Source organism: Jannaschia formosa (assembly GCF_003340555.1).
GTDB lineage: Bacteria > Pseudomonadota > Alphaproteobacteria > Rhodobacterales > Rhodobacteraceae > Jannaschia > Jannaschia formosa.
The window spans coordinates 1-23,129 of record NZ_QPLJ01000038.1 but is presented as its reverse complement, the minus strand read 5'-3'; the positions used below and the strand labels follow the sequence as shown (position 1 = coordinate 23,129).

Annotated in this window: 16 protein-coding genes and 1 pseudogene; 1 reads left to right on the top strand and 16 read right to left on the bottom strand. The window is 66.2% G+C overall.

The features are described 5' to 3' along the window. Positions 1 to 2 precede the first annotated feature (2 nt). The 16 genes from DR046_RS21340 to DR046_RS21265 form a co-directional block, all read right to left on the bottom strand. The gene (locus DR046_RS21340; RefSeq protein ID WP_135227366.1) at positions 3 to 554 is read right to left on the bottom strand and encodes a hypothetical protein; all 552 of its coding nucleotides are present in this window, start codon (positions 552 to 554) and stop codon (positions 3 to 5) included. A 269-nt stretch (positions 555 to 823) separates the two neighbouring features. Then, entirely contained in the window at positions 824 to 3,457 is a 2,634-nt protein-coding gene (locus DR046_RS21335; protein ID WP_115384391.1) for a calcium-binding protein, read from the bottom strand. Between the two features lie 243 nt (positions 3,458 to 3,700). Next, a complete protein-coding gene (locus DR046_RS21330; protein ID WP_115384390.1) occupies positions 3,701 to 4,750 on the bottom strand; it encodes an alginate lyase family protein in 1,050 nt (349 codons plus the stop codon). After that, entirely contained in the window at positions 4,747 to 7,152 is a 2,406-nt protein-coding gene (locus tag DR046_RS21325) for an SEL1-like repeat protein (protein WP_167767226.1), read from the bottom strand. The genes DR046_RS21330 and DR046_RS21325 overlap by 4 nt, the downstream gene beginning before the upstream one ends. A 369-nt stretch (positions 7,153 to 7,521) precedes the next feature. Then, positions 7,522 to 8,148, bottom strand: coding sequence for an alginate O-acetyltransferase AlgF (locus DR046_RS21320; protein ID WP_115384388.1), 627 nt, complete (start codon positions 8,146 to 8,148; stop codon positions 7,522 to 7,524). Next, positions 8,145 to 9,479 carry an alginate O-acetyltransferase AlgX-related protein gene (locus tag DR046_RS21315; RefSeq protein WP_115384387.1) on the bottom strand — a complete coding sequence of 445 codons (1,335 nt, stop codon included), beginning with the start codon at positions 9,477 to 9,479 and terminating at the stop codon, positions 8,145 to 8,147. Before DR046_RS21315 ends, DR046_RS21320 begins: the two co-directional genes overlap by 4 nt. Continuing rightward, positions 9,476 to 10,267: a hypothetical protein gene (locus tag DR046_RS21310; RefSeq protein ID WP_135227365.1), complete on the bottom strand. Its 792-nt coding sequence runs from the start codon at positions 10,265 to 10,267 to the stop codon at positions 9,476 to 9,478. Before DR046_RS21310 ends, DR046_RS21315 begins: the two co-directional genes overlap by 4 nt. Continuing rightward, positions 10,260 to 11,372 carry an alginate O-acetyltransferase AlgX-related protein gene (locus DR046_RS21305; protein WP_115384385.1) on the bottom strand — a complete coding sequence of 371 codons (1,113 nt, stop codon included), beginning with the start codon at positions 11,370 to 11,372 and terminating at the stop codon, positions 10,260 to 10,262. Before DR046_RS21305 ends, DR046_RS21310 begins: the two co-directional genes overlap by 8 nt. A 9-nt stretch (positions 11,373 to 11,381) precedes the next feature. Continuing rightward, entirely contained in the window at positions 11,382 to 12,812 is a 1,431-nt protein-coding gene (locus DR046_RS21300) for an MBOAT family O-acyltransferase (RefSeq protein ID WP_115384384.1), read from the bottom strand. Further along, positions 12,812 to 14,230, bottom strand: a complete 1,419-nt coding sequence (locus DR046_RS21295; RefSeq protein WP_115384383.1) for a right-handed parallel beta-helix repeat-containing protein — start codon at positions 14,228 to 14,230, stop codon at positions 12,812 to 12,814. Before DR046_RS21295 ends, DR046_RS21300 begins: the two co-directional genes overlap by 1 nt. Beyond that, positions 14,220 to 15,653, bottom strand: coding sequence for a mannose-1-phosphate guanylyltransferase (locus tag DR046_RS21290; RefSeq protein ID WP_115384382.1), 1,434 nt, complete (start codon positions 15,651 to 15,653; stop codon positions 14,220 to 14,222). The genes DR046_RS21295 and DR046_RS21290 overlap by 11 nt, the downstream gene beginning before the upstream one ends. A gap of 12 nt (positions 15,654 to 15,665) precedes the next feature. After that, positions 15,666 to 16,925 carry a hypothetical protein gene (locus DR046_RS21285; RefSeq protein WP_135227364.1) on the bottom strand — a complete coding sequence of 420 codons (1,260 nt, stop codon included), beginning with the start codon at positions 16,923 to 16,925 and terminating at the stop codon, positions 15,666 to 15,668. A 35-nt stretch (positions 16,926 to 16,960) separates the two neighbouring features. Further along, a complete protein-coding gene (locus DR046_RS21280) occupies positions 16,961 to 18,424 on the bottom strand; it encodes a glycosyltransferase (RefSeq protein WP_115384380.1) in 1,464 nt (487 codons plus the stop codon). 5 nt (positions 18,425 to 18,429) lie between these two features. Beyond that, positions 18,430 to 19,749, bottom strand: a complete 1,320-nt coding sequence (locus DR046_RS21275; protein ID WP_115384379.1) for a nucleotide sugar dehydrogenase — start codon at positions 19,747 to 19,749, stop codon at positions 18,430 to 18,432. 367 nt (positions 19,750 to 20,116) lie between these two features. Continuing rightward, a complete protein-coding gene (locus DR046_RS21270; protein ID WP_115384378.1) occupies positions 20,117 to 20,794 on the bottom strand; it encodes a response regulator transcription factor in 678 nt (225 codons plus the stop codon). Positions 20,795 to 20,953: 159 nt separating this feature from the next. Then, complete coding sequence (locus DR046_RS21265; RefSeq protein ID WP_115384377.1) at positions 20,954 to 21,577, bottom strand: helix-turn-helix transcriptional regulator; 624 nt, start codon at positions 21,575 to 21,577, stop codon at positions 20,954 to 20,956. 282 nt (positions 21,578 to 21,859) lie between these two features. On the opposite strand from DR046_RS21265, the pseudogene DR046_RS21260 reads away from it, so the two are divergent. Next, positions 21,860 to 22,912: pseudogene (locus DR046_RS21260) on the top strand (integrase core domain-containing protein). The last annotated feature ends 217 nt before the right edge of the window (positions 22,913 to 23,129 follow it).

The following is a 23,129-nucleotide window of genomic DNA, read 5'->3' as shown; positions in this document are numbered from 1 at the left end:
CGTCACGGGAGAGACGAGGATCTTGGCGTTGGCGATGCCCGGGCCGGAGAATTCATAGGCCTGTCCAGCAGGTCGTCGGCGCCCTGCGACACGGGATAGCCATTGCTGTCCAGGCTCGCTTCCCAATCCGCAAACAAGGCATCGACATCGACGTCCGTCGCGATGGAGAACATGCGGATGGTCGAACCGATGGCGCGGTCCGTAATCACCTGCGCGTCGTTCGGGACGGTGAGCACCTCCGGGATCCAGTCCTGCAGCCGCTCCTGCACGGGGACGGCCAACTTGGCGGCAAGCACGAGCCCGCCCGCGACGAGCAGGTCGCGGACCGCAGGACGTGGGAGAAAGGCGGGCAAGCTGGCGAGACGACGCCCTAGACCCGCCGGGGCAAGGAGCAGCTTCGCGAACGCGGATGTGTTGACTGTCATGCGTGAGGAACGATCGGCCGGGGCGGCCTGTTCCGGGTCCGTCGACGCATTTCGGCCGCTGCGTCCACGTCGAAGACCATGGCAGCATCCGTTCGGCGGGCTGGCGGCGAAGCGCATGAAGAAGATCACGGGCATCCCTTGCGATGCCCGGTGCAGCCCCATTACCGGTCCGCCACCACAAGGCGGTCTGCCGCGCCGCGGATCAGTCCTTGCCCGCCGCTCCTGTCGTGTCCGAGCCGCGGGATGGGAGAGGTCCTGAACCCCGGCCGGATGCCTTCGCCGATGATCTGGCTGCGATCGCAGAATTCCGGAACTCCGCTCGACGCCGAAAGGCATCGCCCTGCCCGTCGCGCAGATCTTGATCGGGGGGACGTTGCCGCCCCCCCGATCCCGGCCCATCAGAGGATCACATCGTCCGAAGCGAGCCAAGCCTCGCCGAGGCCGATGCGAAGATCGGCCCGTCCATCGCCGTCCACATCACCCGAGAGGAAGCCATTCTCGAAGGACAGCGCGCCCCTCCCGCCCTCCTTCCAGCCAAAAGCCTGGTTTCCGGGGAGCGTCACGTCCGCGTCGAGCCGGGAGAGGTCGATCGCATCGACGCCGGACAGGAAGTCCTCGATGATGTCGGCGGCGCTTCGCGTGCTGTCCGAGATGGCCCGGTATTCGAACCGGTCCGCCCCGCTGCGACCGCGCAGCGTATCGGCGCCAGATCCGCCGACGATGACATCGTCGCCGCCCCCCCCGTCGAGTTGGTCTTCGCCCGCTCCACCGAAGAGCTGGTCAGCCCCCTCGCGCCCGTAGCTGCGGTCGGCGCCGCCCCCAAGATGGATCACGTTCGCCAAGTCGTTCCCGAGCACGATCTCGCTACGGCTGGACCCCGTCGCATCGATCGCGCGGGTGCCGACCAGTTCCAGCCTCTCGACATCGTCGGCCATCACGAAATCGACCGTGGAGCGAACGACATCCCAGTTGCCCTTGCCGCTGACCCGCGTTCCCGGTGCGGTGACGTCGAAGACGTCCTTGGCATCCGTCCCGACCAGGATGAGCGGTTCGTCCTCTTCCGGGTCCGGCTCGGGCGCGGGTGCGGCCGGCGCGGTCGGAATCGGCGCAGGGCGGGGCGCGGGGTTGGACGCGTCATCGGCTGTTCCCGCCCCGCGATAGATGCCTTCGATCGCCGAAAGCGCCACGAATGCGCTGTCCGACAGGCGCAGTGCGCCGTCGTCGAAAACCAGCCACTCGACCTGCTCGACGGTGTCGAGGTCCGCGTCACCCGAACTGTCGTCGACCTCCCATGCGCGGCTGGACAGCTTGGTGATGTCGAAGTCGGCACGGGCACCCTTGTAGATGACCATGTCCTCTCCGGCGCCGCCCCGCAGCAGGTCGCGGCCCGCGCCACCGATCAGGACATCGTTGCCGTCGCCGCCCGTCAGCGTGTCGTGGCCCCCGGCCCCGTCGAGCCACGAGCCCTTGTCATAGCCCCGGACATCGTCCGCAAGACGTGTCCCAACGACATGGCCGAAGCGGATGATGTTGGCGTCCGCGTCTGTGACGGTGCCGTAATGCGTCCCCTTGGTGTTCACGAAAAGCGTTGGCGCGATGATGTCGGAATTCGCGTCCCGCACCGAGCGGTCGACCATCACCACGTTTCCATGGTCGCGGCCGCCGTGGAAGTTGATGTCGCGGTCCGTGCTGCTGACATGGACATCGTTGTTCGCGGCCGAACGCCAGGAGGCGAAGACGACCGAGTGACGCATGTCCAGGTCGGAGAGGTTCGCGAAGCCACTGTCATAGACATCGCGGATCTGCACGGCATAGCCGTTGCCGCCATCCCCCTTGTTGTGTGCGCCTGCGATCTCCAACCCGTCGACCATGGCGCCACGGCTCAGCGCGACGTTGAGACCGAGGGAGGGCACGTCATGCGCGACGATATCCTGCAGGCGAAGCCCGGACGTGCCCTCCACCTGAATGACGGCATCCCGGTCGTAGGCGCTCAACCGGTTGCTGAAATCGGAGGGATCCGCCGAGCCCAGTCCGTAGTCGACGGTGAACCCGCCAAGGGTCACGTTCTGGACCAGATCGATGCGCGCCACAGTGGTTTCATGCGGAACGAATTCGAAATGCACGCCGGAGGCGAGTTCGATCCGGCCGCCTTGAACAGATGCGACCTCGACGATCGAACTGCGCAGATCCACGTCCTTGCGCCAGGTCGTGTCGCCGATCTCGTCGTAGAAGGCATCGGTGCTTTCGCGGGAAAGATGAACGAAGTCTCCGGCCTTCAGCCCGTGGCCGCCGGTGAGTTCAAGACTCGTACCGCCTTCGGAAACCGGCCGGACCAACTTCAGGTCGCCGGAACGGCCACCGTCGCCGATGCGGAACGCTTCTCCGCCGATACCGCCGGCCATCTCGATCACGGTCTCGCCGGAACCCGTGCCTACGACCGAGATGTCGTCGCGATTGATCTCGACCGTCCGGTCAAAGCGGTGGCGGCCGGCCTCCAGCAGAAGCACGGTGCCCGCCGGACTGGTGTCGATCAGATCCTGCAGCCCGCGCGCGCCGACAGTCTTGCCGACATGCACGACGTCCCCCTCGACATCGATCTCCGCGGGCGTCGGGACGGCATGACCGGGCGCTTTCGGGCCCTGCGTGGCGCCTTCATCGGCCGGCCTGTCGACGGTGGAAGACGGATCGGAATCCTCGTCCGTCTCGGCAGCGGTCGGCTCCGGCTCGACAGGACCAGCGGACTTCTTCTCTGCCCAGGTCACGATCTTTTTCACCGTGAACTCGGGCAGGCCCTCGCCCTTTACCCGGATCGTCGTGCTTTCGCCGGGGCCGAGCGCTTCGACATCCACTCGAGCGCCGCCTTCCGTCGGCTCCCATGAAAGCGCGCGCCAGATCTTGGAGATTTCCCCACCCGATGCGATTTCGAGGATGACGCTGTCGGCGCGTTCGGACCCGTCGTTGCGAATGGTGACGTCAGCGACGAAGCCACCCTTCCATACCTTCTTGAAAGAAGGCAATACCTTGATCGTCATGGTTATCTGTCCCAGGCGCGTCGTCTTTGCGCGACGCGTTTTCTCCCATACCGCTGGTTGTGCCTCAGCGGTCCAGGCCAAAGGACAAGAGAGTCAGGCCAGGCACCGTACGCAAGATCAGGAAAAAATGACCATGGATAGGCCGATCTGCGGTTAAGATATGATAAGAGCGGGAATATGCCGTTGACGCTGCGCGAACTCGCGATGTTTCGCCTAAGAGCGGCCCCAAAAAAGCCATTTTCCTTACCAGATGAGCGATTGCCTCCCGCCCAGCTTGGAATGGCTCAAGGGACGGAAATCCTCGACGAAAGCGGCGATGACAGGATCGTCGAAGAGCGACAGATACGCCTCCGCCCAGGCGAGCTCGTAGGATTGCAACTCGTCCTTGCCTTCGAAGTAGGTTTGCGGCTCGCCCGCCTTGTCGGTGGCAAGGTCAGGATCGGCGAAGGCGGCAGGAACGAAGGCGACGATGCGGTGCACTGCGCCGTCGCAGGCTTCGAACAGGTCATAGCCCTCGGGCTGCAGCAGCGCCGAGGTGACGACGAGGGGCGCAACCGCATGCACCTGATAGTGGAGACCGAGCGGCCCGCGTCCCATCTCGAGCGGCAGGGCCCCATCCGCGTCCGCCTCGCAGGCAACCAGCTCGACCGTGGTCGCCGCCCAGTCGAGCAACTCCTCGGACCCGCTGGCTAATCCGACCGCCGCCGCCGAAAGCCCCGCCCAGGCGCGAAGGTTGTTGCGGCTGGCGCCCGGCGGGGCGTCCTCGTCGAAATAGCGCGCCGAGGCCAGGGACCGCTCGCGCATCCAGGCTGTGATCGTTTCCCGTTCCTCGTCGGTCAGCGCGGTCGCCAGCGGGGCGGCCTGCAGATAGGCCAAGGCCATCCCGCCCAGCCGCGACGGAGACGATATCTGGGCGTTCATGGTTTGCAGGTCGCTCAGCGCATCCGCCTCGGCCCAGACGTGGATCGCCTCCACGACGCAATTCGCGGCCCGGAGCGCGCCGGCCCCGCCGCGGATCGATCGGTTTGCCGTTCTGGCCAGATCGCTGACGAAATCGTCGATCGGCCCCAGCGCCTCGTTCACTGCGCGGTTCGCCTCCGCGTCGTAGTCGGACCGGTCCTCGCTCTCGTCGGTGTAGCGGCTGCCATAGGACAGGGTGATCACCGGTTCGGGAACGTCGATGCAGGCGTCTTCGCCCTCGCTCTCGGCGCCCTGTGCCGGAAAGGACGCCGATGCCGTCAGCATCGCGGCAAGGATCGACAGCGTCGTCGTCGAAGCAAGTTTCCAGCTCATTGCGATATCTCCTCAGCATCGATCAGTCGGACCATCCCGCGTGCCTGCTCATCACCGGCCGCCGCAGCCCGCCGCAGCCATTGCTGCGACTCTTCAAGAGACGGCTCCACGCCCAGTCCGAAGGAATAGGCCGTCGCGAGCAGCGACATGGCTTCCGCCTCGCCCTGTTCGGCCGCAGCCGTCAGCAGTCGCACGGACTCGCGCAGGTCCGCGTCTCCGGTGGCTTCAACCCTCAGGATGCGGCCAAGTTCCAGTTGCGCCGATGCAACGCCCGCCTCGGCCGCAGATTCAAAGAGCGCGCGGGCGTCCACGCGGTCGCCGATCGCCGCCTGCACCTCGGATCCGGCGAAGGAAATGCGGCGCAGGACCGAAGGCACGTCCTCCAAATCGGAGGCATTCACGAGTTCGACATAGAGGTCTGCCGTCTCCTCGGCGCCCAGGGTCAGACCGCTCCGCTCCTCCGCGGCCAGCGAGAGTGTCCGCAGCATCGCCATCCGCTCTCCCTGCGCGCGCGCGCGGGCCAGCAAGGCAAGCGCGCGATCCCGGGCCTGCGGTCCTGTGCCGAAGGTCCGGATCGCGTCGGATAGCGAGACCAGCTGCCAGCCCACATCCTCCACGACCGCCTCGGCGACATCGAGCCAACGCCCGACCTCGTCGGGGCGGTCGAGTGCGTGGCTGACCTCGGCCAGCGCAAGCGCGTCCGGCAGGTTGCACGCCATCACCACGCGGGCGCGGGCGAGGTAGTGGTCTGCCTGCGCGTCGTCGAGATAGGGCAGCGCGAAAACCAGCGCGTCGAAATCGCCATCGGCTTCAATCACCGATCGCCACTCCTCCCAAGTGCGACGGCGCGCATCCGTATCGCCGCCCGCGATCTCGGCCAGCGTCTCGATTGCCAGTCCGACTCCCTGCGTCGCGAGGGTCTGGGCGAGGTCGCGCGTCTCCTGCGAGGCGGGATCGACGCCTCGCGAGACCAGCGCCTTCAGAAGCTCCGTCTCGGCACGCCGTTCCCCGATGGCGACGGCCCGTCGCAGCAGTTCGAGCGCCCGTTCGGGCGGCGGCGCGTCCGGCGGGACCATCCGCATCGCGGCCTTGCCCGCTTCCGTCAGGGGCCCGGTTTCGGCCGATTGCGCCAGCGATCGCATGACGGCCTCGTCGGCGTCGACCACACCGGCCTGCCGGAACTGGTCGAACAGGGCGTAGGACGGCGAGCGACCCGCTAATGCCTGGGACTGCACCTGTGCGACCAGAACGGGTTGCGGACTGGCGCTCTGGGCCGCGATCTCGCGCGGCGAAAGCTGAACCGACACGTTCCCCGCCAGCGCGCGCATGTCACGCCAGTAATCCGCCCGGCGCCGGTCGGGGCCATCAGGCTTGCGACAGGCATAGGCGTCGGCGAGCTGCTCCATCCCGGCCGAGTTGCCCGTCGAGAGGACGATCTCCTGCAAGTCCGAAACCAGATCGAGGAAAGGTTGCACGCTGTCCGCGTGGCGAAGTCCCAGGCGAACCAGACGCGAGACCGCGACGGGGTGGCCCGGCTCTTGCGCCAGGGCCTTCTCGAAGAGGTCGGTGGCCGCGGCCTCGCCAAGCCAGCGGCCCTCTTCCTCCAGCGCGATGTCACCCAGTTCGACGAAGGCCCAGGCCGGCGCGTCCGGCAGGGCGACCAACGCCCGCAACGCTTCGCGGCGGCGGGCCAGATCCTCCGCCTCGGGGCTGTCAAGCTGGTCGATCAGCATGGCGATCCGCAAAAGCCCCTCGCGCTCGCCGGTGGCCGCCGCCTGCTCATAGAAGGCGCGCGCGGCCTCAAGGTCCTGGGGCACCAGCGCGCCGATCTCGTGGATCCGCCCGATCTCGTTGAGGGCGAAGGGAAGGCCGCCCGCGGCCGCCTGCTCCAGGTGGCGGAGCAGCACGGCGTTGTCCTTGACGATCCCTTCGGCTTCCATGTGCAGCTGCGAAACCTGCCAGGCGGCGTTATAGTCTCCCAGCGCGGCGGACAGGCGATACCACCTTTCGGCCAGTTCGCTGTCCTGCGCGACCACCCGTCCCAATCGGTAGGCAGAGCCGATCCGGTTGATCCGATCACAGATCCGCGCGTCCAGTTCCCCGACAAGAGCGCCGAAAGCCAGCGTGACCGTCAGTTCCGGGGCGGTCGCCCAGCCCGCGACCTCTGTGCCGTCCGAGGTGATCTCGGCCAGGTCGAGCAACGCTTCTGTGTTTCCGTCATAGGCAGCCATCACGAGCGATCGATGCGCGGCGTCTTCGTCGCGCTCGATCCCCGTCCCCGCCATCAGCAGTTCCGCCGCGAAATGCTGGGCGCGCGGCAGGCCGTCCAGTCCCATCGCGAAGAAACGCTCCACCAGATCCTCATCGTTGATCCGGTCGAACCGCTCGGCGGCGATCAGCATGTCGATGCGGTCCATCAGATGGTCACGCGCGTCGTAGTCCGGGTCCAGTTCGACAAGTCGCTCCATCGCGCGCTCGACGGTATCTAGCCAGCGCCCGGAGTCGATCTCGATGAGGCGTCGCAGGTCGCGGCGGACTAAGCCGATGTCCCGCCCGTCGAAATCCGTCCCGTTCCAGGCGGCCCAGTCGGCCGCGATGGCATGGTCGGGCGGGCGAGGAACGCAGACCTCTTCGGCGGCGACGGTCGGAGGTTCGAACCGCACCTCCAACGGAGCGGCCCCGACACCCGCTGGCATCAGGAAGGCGGCGAGGGTCGCGCCGCCCACGCCTTGTCTCATCCGGCTATTGTCCATGACCATGCCCCCTCGGGATCAGTTGTAGACGTTGTTCGTGGCTGCCGCCGTCCAGGCGCCTTCGCTGCCGTCGAAGACGATCGTGGTGCCGACGGCACGCCTCAGCTCGACATCCTCGACAGTCGCCAGCGTCTCACCGTCCTGGCGAACCTCGAAGCTCAGCGTCAGCGGCGCAGTCAGGGCGACGACGCCATTCGTCATCGGCGGGACGCCCGTCAGAACGTTCGTGTCGGCGCTGGGCACGAAGAGGTCGAGCGACTCGAGTTCGGAAAGATTGTAGAACACGAGGTCGGCCTGCGCCGGAGAGCCGGTGATTTCGTCGACCAGCAGGGAACCGCCCCCGGGCTCGCTCACGAAAGAATAATGCTGGTTCGCCGCCGCCTCGACCACCGTCTCTGCATCATTGATCCAGACGGCCACGTCGCCCGGCGCGACCTCGACGTAGGGCGTGAGGCCGCTTTCGGTGATCTCGTAGGCCCTGCCATCGATCCTGACCGCCGCATCACGGGGAGCGTGGATCCGCAGGAACGAGGCATCCGGCGCGCTCGCGTCCGGGTAGAGGCCCTCGTCCTGAGGCAGGGCGGCCGTTCCGGTCAGCATGACCGACGTGAAGATGGCCGAGACGAGTGGGATGCGGGTGTTCATAGCGATTCCTCCAGGGGGCTGTTGCAGATGGCAATGCCGGCATCAGGGCGGACAGTCCGGTCGAAGGTCACGGTGATCGTGTCGATCTCCGGGTCCCAATAGGGCCGCATGTACTGATAAAAGCGCGGGCTCGGCTCGAGCCGCTGCGCGCGTTCGATATTGGCGGTGATCGTGATGTCGGACCGGGTGGTGAAGCTCATCTGGATGGCCCGGCTCCGGACGCCGCTGCCCGAATAGGCCCGCACGTAATCCTCGGGTCCCAGCGCACCAGGCGGAAGTTCGGCCTGCAGTGTCGCGCCCGTGGACGCCTGCGCGTTCTGTTCCACGTCCAGCGGGGTGCAGGCATCCGCTGCGGCGGCGATCAGTTCGCGCAGCGGCAACTCACCGAACTCTCCGAGGTTGTTGTAGACCGGATTCTCCCAGACGAGGAACTTCGGCGGCCTCTGGGCGAAGTCCTCGGAGGTCATGTAGGAGATGATCGACCCGAACTGGTTGCCGCCGGTCAGCGCGTAATTGGCTACGTCCAGTTCGGACGCCTGCGCAAGGAAGCCGTCGAAGTTGAACTCGGGCAGGCGCGACATCGACGTGCCGACCAGCGCGATGCCTGGACCGCCGGTATCGGCGGCGAAGATGCTCATCCCGCCGCCGACCGGCTCCATCGCCTCGGTCTCGAAGATCTCGGTCCTGGCCTCGGGGACCGTCTCGGTGCAGCGTGCCTGGATCTGGCGGCGGATCTCGGAATAGACCGGACGCGGTCCGAGGGACCGGGTGCGGTGCGGCGTCTTCGTCAGATCATTGTAGCCCGGCAATTCGGCAATCGTCCGGGCCACCGCCTCGGCCACGATCCGCGCGCCTGCAGAGGACCAGTGGAAGTCGGCCGGGATGAAGACCGGCTCCGCCGTCCGGACGTCCAGCATCGGCGTCAGCGCGTCCACGGTCGCCACGCCTTCGGCACGCAGTCGCGCCACAATGTCGTCATAGACCAGTTCGGCGAGATCCGGATCGAACCCGTAGGACGCCGCTATCGGGGGAAGCGCGTCCGGCATGGCAAGGCTCTTCGAGGGAACGGGGATATACACGAGCGTCGTGCCTCGCGCCGCAAGGGTCCGCGACAGCCTTCCCATCAGGTCGACCGTCTGTTCCGTCATCACGTGATGCGTCCGCATGTCGATGTCGCGGCGGAAGAAGACGCCGTCGGCGCCCTCGATCACGGCGACCGGTGCGTCGACATGAAGCTGCGCGCACCCGTACGCGGACGTCTCCTGCGCCGCGGAAGGCAGGACCGAGGCAGCCGTCAGAGCAGTCGCGACAAGTGTGGATCGGGCATTCATTCTTCGGTCTCCTCCACCGGGGCGGTTTCGGCGGCGTCCGCCAGACGATCGGGCACTGCTTCGAGCATCGTCCGAAGATTGATGGCCGTGGTGCGCATGCCGAGCTCTTCGGACTCGATCACGACGTCCAGAAGCTCGATCAGCTCCGCCCGGCGCGTCTCGACCTCGCCCGAGGACATGGCCTCGATAACGAGCGCCATCGCCGCCTCTAGATCGCCGGCAAGGGCCAGTTCGCGCCGGAATTCGCGCGCCCTTTCGGGATGGCGGCCAAAGGGGTGGCCGCTCGCGTAGAAACTGATCAGCGCCTCCTGAGCGACCTCATTGCCCCGCAAGGCCCAGGACCGGAGCGCGTTCTCCAGATGGCGAAGGCGGGCCTCGTTGATGTTCACGTCACGCCGCTCCAGCAGGCGGACCAGAGGGCGCACGGCGTAATCACGGCCGGTATAGGCTGCGGTCGCGTAGTAGAGCGCCGCCGCGCTGTGCAGATCTGGATCCTCCAGCGCCATCAATCGGTTGGCATAGCGCCAGGACGCCAGACCATCGCCGAGATCCGCCAGCGCACGCATGTCGTCGAAGCTGATGCGCTGGCCGCGCAACATCCGGCGGCGCACCTGCTGAAGCCGCCATGTCGGCAGGTCCAGTGTCTCGGTGACGCGCCTGTCCTGGACGGGCACGACAAGCGCAGGGTCCGGGTCTGTGGGGGCACCGTAAGGCGCAGCCGGAACGGCAAGCGCGGTTCCCAGCAGAATGGCAGCGGCACAGGCGGGCAATCTCCTCGTGTCAGGCATCAGGAATCTCCTGGTTCGCGATGGCCGAGGCGCGCGGCGGCGCGGGCCAGATGTCGGGATCGGCGAGGTAGCGGATCGGAAACTCCCAGATCACGAGGTCGGGTCCCTCGCCTTCGAACACGGGGCCGTCCAGAATCGCCTGCATTGGCCGGATGGGCCCCTGTCCGCTTGCGGCATAGTTGAGCACATCGCGCCGCAGCGCGTGCTTGAGCGCCGGCAGGAAGCTCCAGGCCTCATCCGCGCTGTAGCTCGTTCCGACCAGCAAGGTGCCGACTCTGGGCGCCTCGCTGGCGAAGAGGCCGCCGGCGGGCGGCTCGACCCGATGCGCGGTGAAGGGCGCGACGGGCTCGGGCCCAAGCCCGACCCGCGCGGCCAGCGCATCGGTCGTGACGAAGGAGACGAGGTCGCCCGTCAACTCCGTCGGTGTCTCGCGACGCAGCAGGAACTCGTCCTCACCCGTCGGCACGGCGCCCGAGGCGGCGATGGCGCCGGCAACCGCATCGGACCCTGCGGGGGTCCAGTGGGTATCACGCGCAAGGAAGACGGGCGCTTCGCTGGCGGCGGCGGCCATCGCAGGCCGGACATCGACCGCGGGCACGCCGTTTTCCCCCAGCTCCGACAGAAAGCGCGCATGCTGACGCTCCATCGCGGCTCCGGCGAGGGCGGCGGCGCCATCCAGCCGGTCGCGGTAGAGATCGGCCTTGGCCGGCAGCGGCACGATCACCAGTTCGGTTCCCGCTCGGGACAGCCGCGCCCGGAGATCGCCGGCCCACTCAGCCGCCTGACGGATCTGGTCGTCCGAGGCGATCTTCATCTCTTCGTCCGTGAATAGCCAGCCGTCGCGGCCCGCCCTGACACCTGCGCGCCCTTCGCCCAGCAGCGCATACCGGGCTGCGCCGATCCAGCCGAAGGCAGTCTGCCGATGCGGCACGGCGCGGGTATAGAGCCGGTCCATCTCGCCGGTGACGGCTCCGCTGAGCAGTCCGTCCTCGACTTCGCGCACCTGCTCGAGAGCCGGGCCAGTGAAGACGGAGACGTTGACGAACCCGGCATAGGCCAGGAAAGCGGCTGGTAGGAGGAAGCGAACATACATGATAACAGGCATTTGGAGGACCTAGAACTGGAAGTAGAGGAAGGGTGAAACAGTCTGCTCGGCAAGCTTGAGCACCGCGAGCACGGCAAGCGTGCCGGTCAGCATGGTCGGCACGACGGTGTTGACCGCGGAAACCGCATTCAGCCCTGCCTCACCGACGGAGAGGCTCATGCGGTCGACGGCCGTGCGCTTCAGCCACGGCTCCGCCGCCACGACCGCGATGCAGAGCAGCAGCGCCATCAAGCTCTCCTGCGTGATGGCCAGCGCGGCCGCCCCGGAGGGCAACAGCCCGTTCAGCCCCAGCATCCCCTCATATACGCCGAGTGCCTGGTCGAGGCTCGTGGCGCGGAAGACGACCCAGCCGAGCAGAACGATGATCATCGTCCTGACCAGCGCCGCCGTGCCGGTCGCACGCGCGAGGCCGGTCGCACGCTCAATCGCCAGCCAGCCGCCATGCCAGAACCCCCAGATCACGAAGGTCCAGGCCGCGCCGTGCCAGAGCCCGCCCAGCACCATGACCGCCATCAGATTGCCATAGGTGCGCACGGGCCCCACCCGGTTGCCGCCCAACGGAATATAGAGATAATCGCGCAGCCAGATCGAAAGGCTGATATGCCAGCGCCGCCAGAACTCGGTGATCGACCGCGAGATATATGGCGTGTCGAAGTTCTGCACAAAGCGGAACCCCATCATCAGGCCCAGGCCGATCGCCATGAGCGAATAGCCCGAAAAGTCGAAGTAGAGCTGCATCATGTAGGCGACCGAGCCCGAGACGGCCAAGGCCAGCGAAGGGTCCGGCGTCGCGAAGGCGAGGTCGGCCAGCGGCGCGACCGAATCCGCCAGCAGCACCTTCTTGGCCAGCCCGACGAAGAACAGCATCATGCCGTCGGTGAACTTCTCTGCCGTATGCGTGCGGTGACGGAACTGCCATGCCAGGTCCTTGAAGCGCAGGATCGGCCCGGCGATGAGCTGCGGGAACAGCGCGATGAAGGCCGCGAAGTCAAGGAAGCCGACCTCTTCGTCGGCATCGCCGCGATGGGTGTCGACGAGATAGCTGATCGACTGGAACACGTAGAAAGAAATGCCGATCGGCAGGATGACACGCCAATGCATTCCCAGCCCGGCGGCATCGGTGCCGATCAGCGCGGCGAAGCTGTCGACGAAGAAATTGAGGTACTTGAACGTCGCCAGGACCGCGAGGCACCCCGCGACGCCGAGGCCCGTCCAGGCCCGGCGGGCCCGGCCCTGCGACCGGCGCACCCGCTGTCCGGCCCAGTAGGTCCACAGCGTCGTCAGGATCAGCAGGCCAAGGAAGTCGAGCCGCCACCAGCCGTAGAAGGCATAGGACCCCGCAAGCAGCGTCAGCGACCGGAGCCGGGCGGGCGTCAGGTAGTAGAGCGCAAGGAAAAGCGGCAGGAAAAGGAAGAGGAAGGTTTCGGAAGAGAATACCATCAGAACGCCCCCGCCTCGCCGCAGCGCGCATGCGCCAGGCTCTCGGCCGCCTCGGGAAGCTTCGTTTCGGCCGGCCATGCCCGGACGTGCCGGATCTGCAGATCGGCGGGCTCATCGCGCGATGCGCGCAGCAGGGCCGGAACCACCTGCGAGAGATCACCGGACAGGATGCGCGGAGACTGCCCGGACAGGTCGTTGCCGGCCAGGCGCAGCGCCCCAAGCATCACGCCGCGCAGACCGGTCCGATTGCCCGCGATCCGATTTCCGCTGACCAGCAGCTCCGCCCTCGGTGCGGGGGTCGACAGCGATATCGCCGCGCCGCCATTGCCGGTCACGATGTTTCCATCGATCACCAGCGACCCCGTGTGCCGGGCCGAAATGCCATCGCCGCCATTGTCACGCACCAGATTCGCGTCCAGCCGCAGGCACCCTGCCCCTTCGGCCAATGCAATCGCGGTGCCGGAAAAGCCGAGGATCGTGTTGTCGGAGAGGCGGGCGCCGAACGTGCCTTCCTCGATCCTGATGCCGCCGTGGCGACCGTCCAGCAGACTGTTGCGCCGCAGCGCAACCGCGTCGCCGGCCTCTGCGATGCGGATTGCGTAAGGGCCCGAACCGTTCTCGAATCGGCTGTCCTCGACGCGAACCGAGGCCACCGACTTGACCGAAAGCGCGGTGCCGCGCGCGCCGAGGAAGGCGGCCCGCAGAACTTCCAGCCCTTCGCCGCCGATGATGGTGGCGCCGTGGATGTCCAGCAGCCGCGCGTCGTGCAGGCGCAGCGGTTCCCGCGATTGAATCAACCCGCGTACGACATGGGCAAGGCCGCTGGTCATCGGCCCGCCTTCGAAGCCAAGGCCCGAAAGCTCGGCCTCGGTCAAGGTAAGCGTGGCCGGGCCGAGGCTCGCGATGAAGGGCCGGAAGGCGCCGGGCGCCTCGTCGTCGGTGCCGATGGCGACGACCCGCGCGCCTTCGATGCCCAGATCACCGAACGACAGCAGCAAGGCTCCCTCGCGCGCGTCCAGTTGCAGCTCCTCCCCCGGCACGAGCTTAAGGGACGCGCCCTGAAGGATCACGATCGGCCGGGTCGCGACGAAGACGCCGTCCTCGCCGGTCCGGCGCAGACCTGCGGCGAGTTCGGTGTCCTGCACCGCCGCATGCAGCCCGGCCAGAGTGGCCACGCCCGAGCGCAGGAAGATCGCGCTTGCCGCCTCATCGGGCTGGGCCGCCATAATGGCGTCATGCCCCTCCGGGCCGACATGCAGCGCCGCCTGCAGAAGGCCAAGGCGAAGATCCCCCACCGACACGGTCGCCGCGGCGGGGGCGGACGGGGCGGACGTGGCGCCGCCGCCGTGCTGGGCGACCGCTCCGGCCGTCAGCACGAGGGCGGCGACCGCCGCCAGGAGGAAGCGCTCAAGCCACATGCCGGTTGGACGTCTGCGCTGTGGATGCCGGCTCGGCATTCTTCTGTTTGACCGGAGCGGCCCGGGCGGGCGGCTCTTCCTCGGCGGTGATCTCGACCATGACGAGGGTCAATTCGCCGGAACCCTCGCTGCGGACACGAGCCGTCGTCCCCGGCCGCACGAAGAACCCTTCGCCCGCGCCCAGCGCGACCGCGTTGCCACCGATGCTGATGCTGGCTGAACCGGAGGCGACCGTCACGACCGAGCCGCCTGCCCCGGTGCCCTTGATTTCGCCAAGCTTCCCCGGCTTCAGCACCAGACGCCCGACCCCTGTCGGCGCGCCGTCCCGGTCGCGGGCCGCGGCGGCGTGGCTGTCGATCTCTCTGCGCTTGTCGCGCTTGAGCAACGACACGGCTTCCTTGACGAGCTGCGCATTCTGGTGGTTCGTCACCAGGAGGGCGTCCGGCGTGTCGACCACGATCACGCCCTCCATCCCCACGACCGCGATCAGCCTGCCGCAACCGCGCACCAGAGAATTCCGGGTGTTCACGGTTAGCACCTCTCGTCCGACGACGTTGCCGTCATCGTTCTTCTCGCCCATTGCATGGAAGGCCGACCAGGCGCCGACGTCGTTCCAGGACACCGCGGTCGGCGCCACCGCGATCGCGCTGGAGCGTTCGAAGACCGCCCGCTCCGTCGGCTCGTCGAGCGCCTTCGCGAACGACTGCTCTTCCAGGATCAGTCCGGTCTCCGTCGTTTCGGCCCGCTCCAGCGCGCAGCGTACGGCGGCGTAAGTTTCAGGCTCCAACCGCTCGAACTCGGCGGCGATCACGTCGGCGCGCATCAAAGATATGCCCGCCGCCCAGAATGACTGTCCGTCGGCAACCAGACTTTCGGCGAGGGCGCGCTCGGGCTTTTCGACAAAGGAAGTGACTTTGTGGAGGCCCGGGCAGCTCTCGATCGGGGCGCCGTTGGTGATGTAGCCGAAGCCGGTCTCGGGATAGCGGGGCAGAATGCCGAAGGTGACGAGATGCCCGTCATTGGCGCCGACGCGCATCCGGCCCATCAGCTCGTTCATATCCCCCTCAATGACGTGATCCGACGGCAGCACGGCCATCAGCGCGTCGCGGTCGTCCCGCAGCAGGCGCAGCGCCGCGGCGAGAACTGCGGGACCGGTATTGCGACCGACGGGCTCGGCGATGATCTGAGTCCTGCAGCCGATCTCCTTCAACTGAGATTCGATCATCCCGGTCTGGCGGCGATTGGCGACGATGACGGGATCCTCGAAGATCTCGGAGCGGTGCCGCAACACAGTTTCCTGCAGGAACGAGGGGCCCTTGGCACCGTCTACCGGCTGAAACTGCTTGGGCTGATGCAGCCGCGACATCGGCCAGAGCCGCGATCCCATTCCCCCGGAGAGTATGATTGGATGAATTGATTGCATTTGCAGGCTCCGTCACTCGGGGGAAGGGGTGGATTGAAGGGTCTCGATGATCGCGGCCCAGGCGCGGGTGGCGCGGTCGCGCAATCCGTCGAAGGCGATTTCGCCGCGCGCACCGAGGTCGCGAAGGGCGTTCAGGACAGGCTCGCCGCGTGCTTCCAGATCGTTCAGGACGTCGGCGGCTGGAGCGAACAGGGCACCGGCATCGGTATGCGCCCGGAGCGCGACAGCCTGCCCGACCAGAGCATCCGGGATCGGATCGACCGGCGTCAGATGGACGGTCATCCCGGTGAAGTCGTCGCCCTCGAGCGCACGCGGCGGCGTCTCCGAAAGCAGCGCCGCATGGGTCGTGCCGTCGGCCAGCACGATGTCGACCGCGCCGGCGCGGCGCAGGTCGAAGAACTCTTCCGCAGTCACGCGCGCCTCGACGATGACCGCCGCGCCCGCCTCCGACAGCCGCATCACCGGCTCGCCGGCAAGGACGGTGCTGCCCTCGGCGACGCCAAGGGCACGGGCGGTGCAGTCACAGGGCATGGCCACCGACAGGGTTTCGCCGCGGGTCGAGGCGATCGCGAAGGCCACTTCCCCCTCGCCAGCATCCGAGGCGAAATAGTTGATCTGGCCGTCTGCCGTTGCGCGCAGCGTTTCACCCGAATGGGCGACCCTGCCGGGTGAGGCCAGATCGGCCACCAGCAAACGCTGTTCGACCAGCAGGGCGGCGGTGCCGAGAAGGCCCAGCGTCAGTGCCAAGGCCATGAGGCTGCCCAGAAAGCTGCGCAGGCCCGCGGCAAAGCCACGTCGCGCCGCGGCATTCTTGCCGTTCGCCGGCCCGGCAAGGGAAGTCGCGCGGATGACCGATCCCAGCGATGTCAGATCGCCCGACAGATGTTCGTTGAGCAGATAGCGCAGCTGCGGCAGATGTTCGCCCGCAGGCTCGGTGAAGATCAGCCTCAGCGACCGCTCCGAAACCAGCTCGATACGCGCCGCCAGATCCAGCGCCACGCTGAAGCCCTGGAACTGGAAACCAAGGCGGACCAGCCGTTCGCGATTGCTGAGCGACGGATCGGCCAGCCCGGAGACATGCGCCTCGACAAGGGACAGCACTTCGCCGCGATAGGTCCGCCCGTCGACGACGGCCGTGAACGGGATGTCGAGCAGCGGATGCTCGTTCCCCCCCCACGGAGCCGCGATCTCCGAATCCGTCGGAGCGGTGGTCTGCGCGCTTGGACGGGGATATGGCTGGTCGGTCGCCATGACCCTTCCGGGCGTTTCCATGTCCTGGGATGTCGTCATCTTCCAGACCCTTCCGATCAGAGAATTCCGGTGAGCAGCAGCATGCCGAGGCCAAACCAGCCCAAGGCGAGCAGCTGCATGTAAGTTGAGGAAGCCGCCCGCAGGCGCGGACCCAGAGGCACGGGCGCCGTCTGGCTGCCACCGCCCTGGCGCGTCCATTTCTGGCGGCTGAGGTGAAACATGGCCGAGCTCTTGACCGCGGCGCCGACGACCTGGCTGAAATACAGAAGCGGCGCGTAGACGATCGGGAAGCCGCCCCCGCGAAACAGCGACAGCGCCCAGCAGAAGACGTAGCGGGTAAACATGATCCACGCGAAATAGGCGGGCAACGCCATCGGCGTGACGAAGATCGAGGTCAGCACCGCCGCTGTCGGCCCCGTCAGGGTCGTCCAGATCGAGATCCGCTGATCGAGGACCGACCACCAAGTGAACAGCCCGATGCGGGATGGTCCGAGCGCGACGGCCCGCCCGTTCGTGCGAAGCATGTTGCCGAACCAACGCCGCATCAGCGCGATGGCGCTGCCAAGAAAGCGGGGCCCGGGCTGCGTTTCCATCGAGACGGAACGGACATGCGGCAGGTAGGTCATGCGAAAGCCCCGGCTCAGCAGCCAGAACCAGGTCGACTTGTCGTCGCCGGTCAGGAAGTGGACCCGGCCCAGCCGCCAGTGGTCGATATGATCGTGCTGCACCTGCCGGATGAACGAGGGCTGCGTCGCGAGGTCCGCACGGAAGACCGACATGCGGCCGGTCAGCGTCAGCACCCGGCCGCCATAGGCCATCGAACACATCATCACGTGCCGTTGCATGAAGCGCAGGTCGAACCAGTGCCGGAACAGCGGCGTGTCCTCGATCTCGACAGCCTCGTCGGTCGTCAGCGCGCCCATGCGCGGATCGGTGAAATAAGGCGCAGTCCGCGCGACCAGGTCGACAGGCACGCAACTGTCGCCATCGACGAAGACGAGGATGTCGCGCGAACTTGGCGCCTGTCGCGCGATCAGGCGCAGCGAACGGGCGATGGCATCGCGTTTGCCGCTTCCGGGAATCTGGTCGATCAGCAGCTTCACGCCGGGCAGGCCCGGCGCCATCCGCGCGAACAGCTCGCGGATCGCGCGGAGATCGGCACCATCGACCACCGAGGCGACGATTGTCGCGCCACCGGCGGACCGGCCTGCGGCCTCGAAGATCGAGCGATAGACACGCGTCGTCGTGCGAGGCTCGATCTTATAGGTGGTCACCATGAAGTAGGCATGGGCCGGCACCGGCCGCTCGGCATAAGCGCGCTCCGCCTCGCGGCGCATGGCCGGATGACGGAGCCGCAGGAACAGGACCGCCCGCGTGAAGTTGATGGACGCCCAGCCGTACCGCCAGAGGCCGATCACCCCCAGCAGCGCGAAGAGCGAGCCGAGTTCTCCGGCACCCTGGCGGCCAACCGCTGCAGCCAGGGACACCCCGGCAAGGATATAGACGAGATGTCCCAGCATGATGGTTACCAGCAGATCCCGACATACCGCCCATCGGAGAGGAGGGTGCCGTCCAGCCGGGTGAGATCGACCATCGGCATCCGGTTACGGGCATCCATCAGCGGTCCCCGCGCCTCTTCGTAGCTGTTGCCAACGAGGATCATGTCCGACCCCTCGATCAGGTCGTCGATATCCGTCGCCATCCGGCTGTCGAGATCGGGCACCACGGTATTGCCGCGCCCGGCTGCATCCGCATTCTCGCGGAAGCCCTCGGAGACGTAGGGATCGTAGACGCGGACATCCGTGCCGGCGCCGATGAGGCGCGCGGCCAGATCGGCCAGCGGGCTTTCACGCAGATCGTCGGTACCGGACTTGAAGCTGATCCCGACAAAGCCGACCGAGCGGCCCCCAGACTTGCGCACCAGGTCCTCGGCGCGCCGGATCTGCGCATCGTTCGAAGCCAGGATGGCGTCGAGGACGGGCGTCTCCGTGTCCCGCGCAGCCGCCAGCGCACGCAGCGCCCGGACGTCCTTGGGCAGACAGGACCCCCCGAACGCGAAGCCTGGCCGCAGGAAATGCGGCGACATCGCCACCTTATCGTCGCTGCAGAGCAGGCGCATGACCAGTTGCCCGTCGAGCCCGTTGGCCTTGGCGACGTTGCCGATCTCGTTGGCGAAGCTGATCTTCATCGCGCGCCATGCGTTCGACGTGTACTTAACCATCTCGGCGGTCGAGAGATCGACACAATGCGCCTCGCAGGGCAGATGGCCGTTCAGCTCATCGAGGAGCGCCGCCGTGCGGTCGTCGAGCGCGCCGTAGACGATCAGGCCGGGGTCGTCGTAATCCTCGATCGCGGTGCTTTCACGCAGGAATTCCGGGAAGTAGCCGACGCCGAAGCCGTCACCCGCAGTGAGGCCCGACGCCTCTTCCAGGATCGGGATGCAGGTACCCAGCATCGTTCCCGGAACGATGGTCGAGCGCATGATGACCGAGTGAAAAGCGCCCTTCGCGGCGATCGCCCGGCCGATCGAGGCGCAGACGTCCTTGACATAGACGAGACCAACGGAGCCGTCGGCCGCGCTCGGCGTGCCGACGCAGACGAACGAGGCGTCGGTCTCTCGGACGGCGGCGTCGGCTTCTGTCGTGGCTCGGAGCTTGCCGGAGGCCACGACCTCGCGGAGCAGCGTGTCCAGTCCCTTCTCCACGATGGGCGACCGCCCCTCGTTGATCGCGGCCACCTTGCCCGGATCGAGATCCACTGCGCAAACATCATGCCCGTCGCGGGCGAGACAGGCAGCCGAGACCACGCCGACATACCCAATTCCAAAAACGCTGATCCTTGCCATCTGATCCTCTTGATTTCGTCAATCCCATCGGCCGCCGATTGCGCGACCGTCGATCCCAGACGTATGTGGCGCTTCGTCCGACGGGCAGTCAGCGAAATCATGGAGATTAGTAGGATTTGGTCTGACAGGAGCGTGACGGTTTTCGAACCGCTGTCAGCCGTGGCCCTACAAGCGGTCCGGTCTTCCAAAAATCGACCACGAAAGAACATGCCGAAAAGTCGGCTTCCGTTCATTCCACGGAAACCGTTCATGCAGCGAAAGATTTGTGGAGTTCTGGAACCGGGCTATCCGAATCGCGTCCTCATCCATCCGGTCCGGTCTCGGAACGAACGGCCCGCCATAACGACGTGGAGAGAAGGTATCTGGTCTAGATGATCCAGCCCTGTTCGACGGCGTACCGTACCAGCTCGCTCCGGTCTGAAAAGCCGAGCTTGCGCATGCCCCGCATGCGGTACGTGTCGATCGTCTTGCGGCTGAGACCCAAGTCGGCGGCGATCTGCTTCGGGCTGAAGCCCAGGCAGAGCATCCGCAAAACCTCGGACTCGCGCAGGCTCAGCGTCTCCGCAGCGCCGACCTCCGACTTAACTTCTTGTAAGTGAATATTATTCTCAGAGATGCCACGATGATCGAGGACGGCACGGGCAAAGCGCTGTTCAAGATAGACGCCGCCCCCGGCGACGATCGACAGCGCAGAGCGAAGCTGCTCGAAAGCGGCTCCCTTGGATATGAAGCCGTCGAATCCAAGCTTCATGCAGTTGGATGCAAGTTGCATTTCCGGAGAGGAGCAATAGGCGAGCAGCCGCGCCTTCGGGAGCCGGGTCCGTATCGCTCCGACAAGTTCCGCTGGATCGGTAGAGATCTGGCGTGGATCGACAAGCACAACTTCCGGAGACGCATCGCAGATCCGGTCCAGTTCCGGCAACGAAAAAAGTTCGACGCGGAAGGAAGAACTCTTCGACAGCCGATCCCGCACTGCTTCTGACAAAATCGTGCATTCGTCGAGGATAGCGACAAGCGGGATTTCTTGGTTCTCGCCAAAATTCATATCGATGGCGCCCTCGCCTCCATAGGAAATATTAAGCCGCCACCGCCGAGGAAGAGTCGTGCCTTGGGGGTATTTTCCAGCTATGGAAGAAATTCGAAAGTCAGCCCTGTGCGCCGCATTGTAGGCAAGTCGCTGACAATCCCGCGTACGATGGGTCCATCATGACAGCCAATCGTTGTTGATCGCGTATTCCACGACCTGATGCTTTCGATGAAAGCCGAGCTTTCGGAGCCCGCGATGCTTGTAGGTCTGTACGGTCTTCGCACTCAGGTTCAGACGGCCAGCAATCTCCTTGTCGCTGAAGCCGCGCGCCAGTTGCTGCAGCACGAGCCATTCGCGCTGGCTAAGCCCCTCATCGGCGGATGCTTCGGGTCGGACGAAAGGCCGGTCGACGAAGACGCCGTTCTGCAACGTCACGGTCAACGCCTGAATAACCACGGTGAGATCGCTCTCATGGGAGACCACGGCACCGAAGCCAGCCTCAAGGCAGCGGTGGGCGCCGTTTCGCCTGGCTGATGGCAGATAGCCGACGCAGACGCAGCCGGGCAGCCAGTCCTCGACAGAGCGCGCGATCTCATCGATGGCCTCGGCATCCGGCCGCGGTTCGATCAGCAGGACGGCAGGACGATGTTTCGCTACCGCGGTCGCGAGGTCGGGCAGGTCCCCCATGCAGGTCTTTACGGAAAACATGTCGCAACGGTTGAGACCGTCATGCAACATGTTGAGGAGGAGCGTGTTCTGATTGTGAACGAGAACAGTGCGATACTTGGAGGAGGCAGTCATCGATCCGGCCCTTGACACTGCGGAAGACAATAATCTCGGGCGCCTTGCCCGCAAACACCAAGGCGATCCGATCTAAGTATGGGCGCACAACCATACGTTGTTGAGTACGCGCTCACTAACCATATGGTTGCAGAGAGATTGCAACAAAAGACGGAGGACGTAGCGGCACCTCGTGCTCGCTGACCCTAGCTGTTCCATCCCGGATGATCACATAGCCCCCCGCCGGACTGCGCTGTTCATGGCAAGATCGATCCTGCGCGAGGTTCGGGAGGGGGTGCGAGCATGCTGTTCTCTTTGCACAAGCAGGCGACGACGACGCCGAAGATCCGCGCCGCGATCCAGGCGAGCAGCGAACCGGCCTGGCAGGTGGCCGAGCGCTACGGGATCTCCGAGCAGACGGTCTGGAAGTGGCGCAACCGCGACGACGTGCACGACCGCAGCCACACGCCGCACCGGTTGCAGACGACGCTGACGCCTGCCCAGGAGGCGGTCGCGGTGGCGCTGCGCAAGGCGCTTCTGCTGCCGCTCGCCGACCTGCTCGCCGTGGTGCGCGAGTTCCTCAACCCGCATGTCTCGCGGTCCGGGCTCGACCGCTGCCTGCGGCGGCATGGGGTGGGCAACCTGCAGGCCCTGAAGCCGACCGACCCCAAGCCTGCGCACGGCAGCTTCAAGGCCTGTGAGCCGGGCTATCTGCACATCGACATCAAGTACCTGCCGCAGATGGCCGACGAGGAGCGCCGCCGCTATCTCTTCGTGGCGATCCCTCGCCCGGCAGGGCATTGCGCAGCAATGTCCCGAAAGGGACCGGGCGACGCGGTGGGTCTTCGTGCGCATCTATCCGGCGCAGACCGCGGCCAATGCCCGCCGCTTCCTGCGCGACCTCGGGCGCGCCGCCCCGATGAAGATCACCCGGGTGCTGACCCCCTCTCGGGACATTGCTGCGCAATGCCCTGCCGGGCAGTGGACAACGGCAAGGCCTTCACCGACCGCCTGTTCGGCCTGCGAAAGCGCAGCCCCACCGGACAGCACGAGTTCGACCTGCTCTGCGCGGACCTCGGCATCGAGCATCGTCTTGCACCCCCGATGCGGCCGCAGACGAACGGCATGGTCGAGCGCTTCAACGGCCGGATCGAGGATGTCCTCCAGAGCCATCCCTTCCACAGCGGCGAGGACCTAGAGCAGACCCTCCTGCGCTACGTCCACCTCTACAACAGCCAGCTCCCGCAATCCGTCCTGAAAGGCCGATCGCCCGTCGAAGCCCTCAAGGACTGGCAACGACAAAGGCCCGAGCTGCTCAGGAAGCGGGTCTACAATCACGCGGGACGTGACACCTAACAAGGATCTTCAGAGACAGTTGTCTATTTTTATACAATTACTTGTGGATAGGCGCGCAACAAGGACCCTGTTTCGGGGCTGATCGGCGTCCAAAAGTGGGTCTGACGCAAAGTTGGTGCATTTCCCGGTTCATGATGCCGCTACGAGGCGCGCTTTCAGGAGGTCGATGTTGGCCCGGCCATACATCTGGCGTTTGAGGGTTTTCAGGCGGCTGATC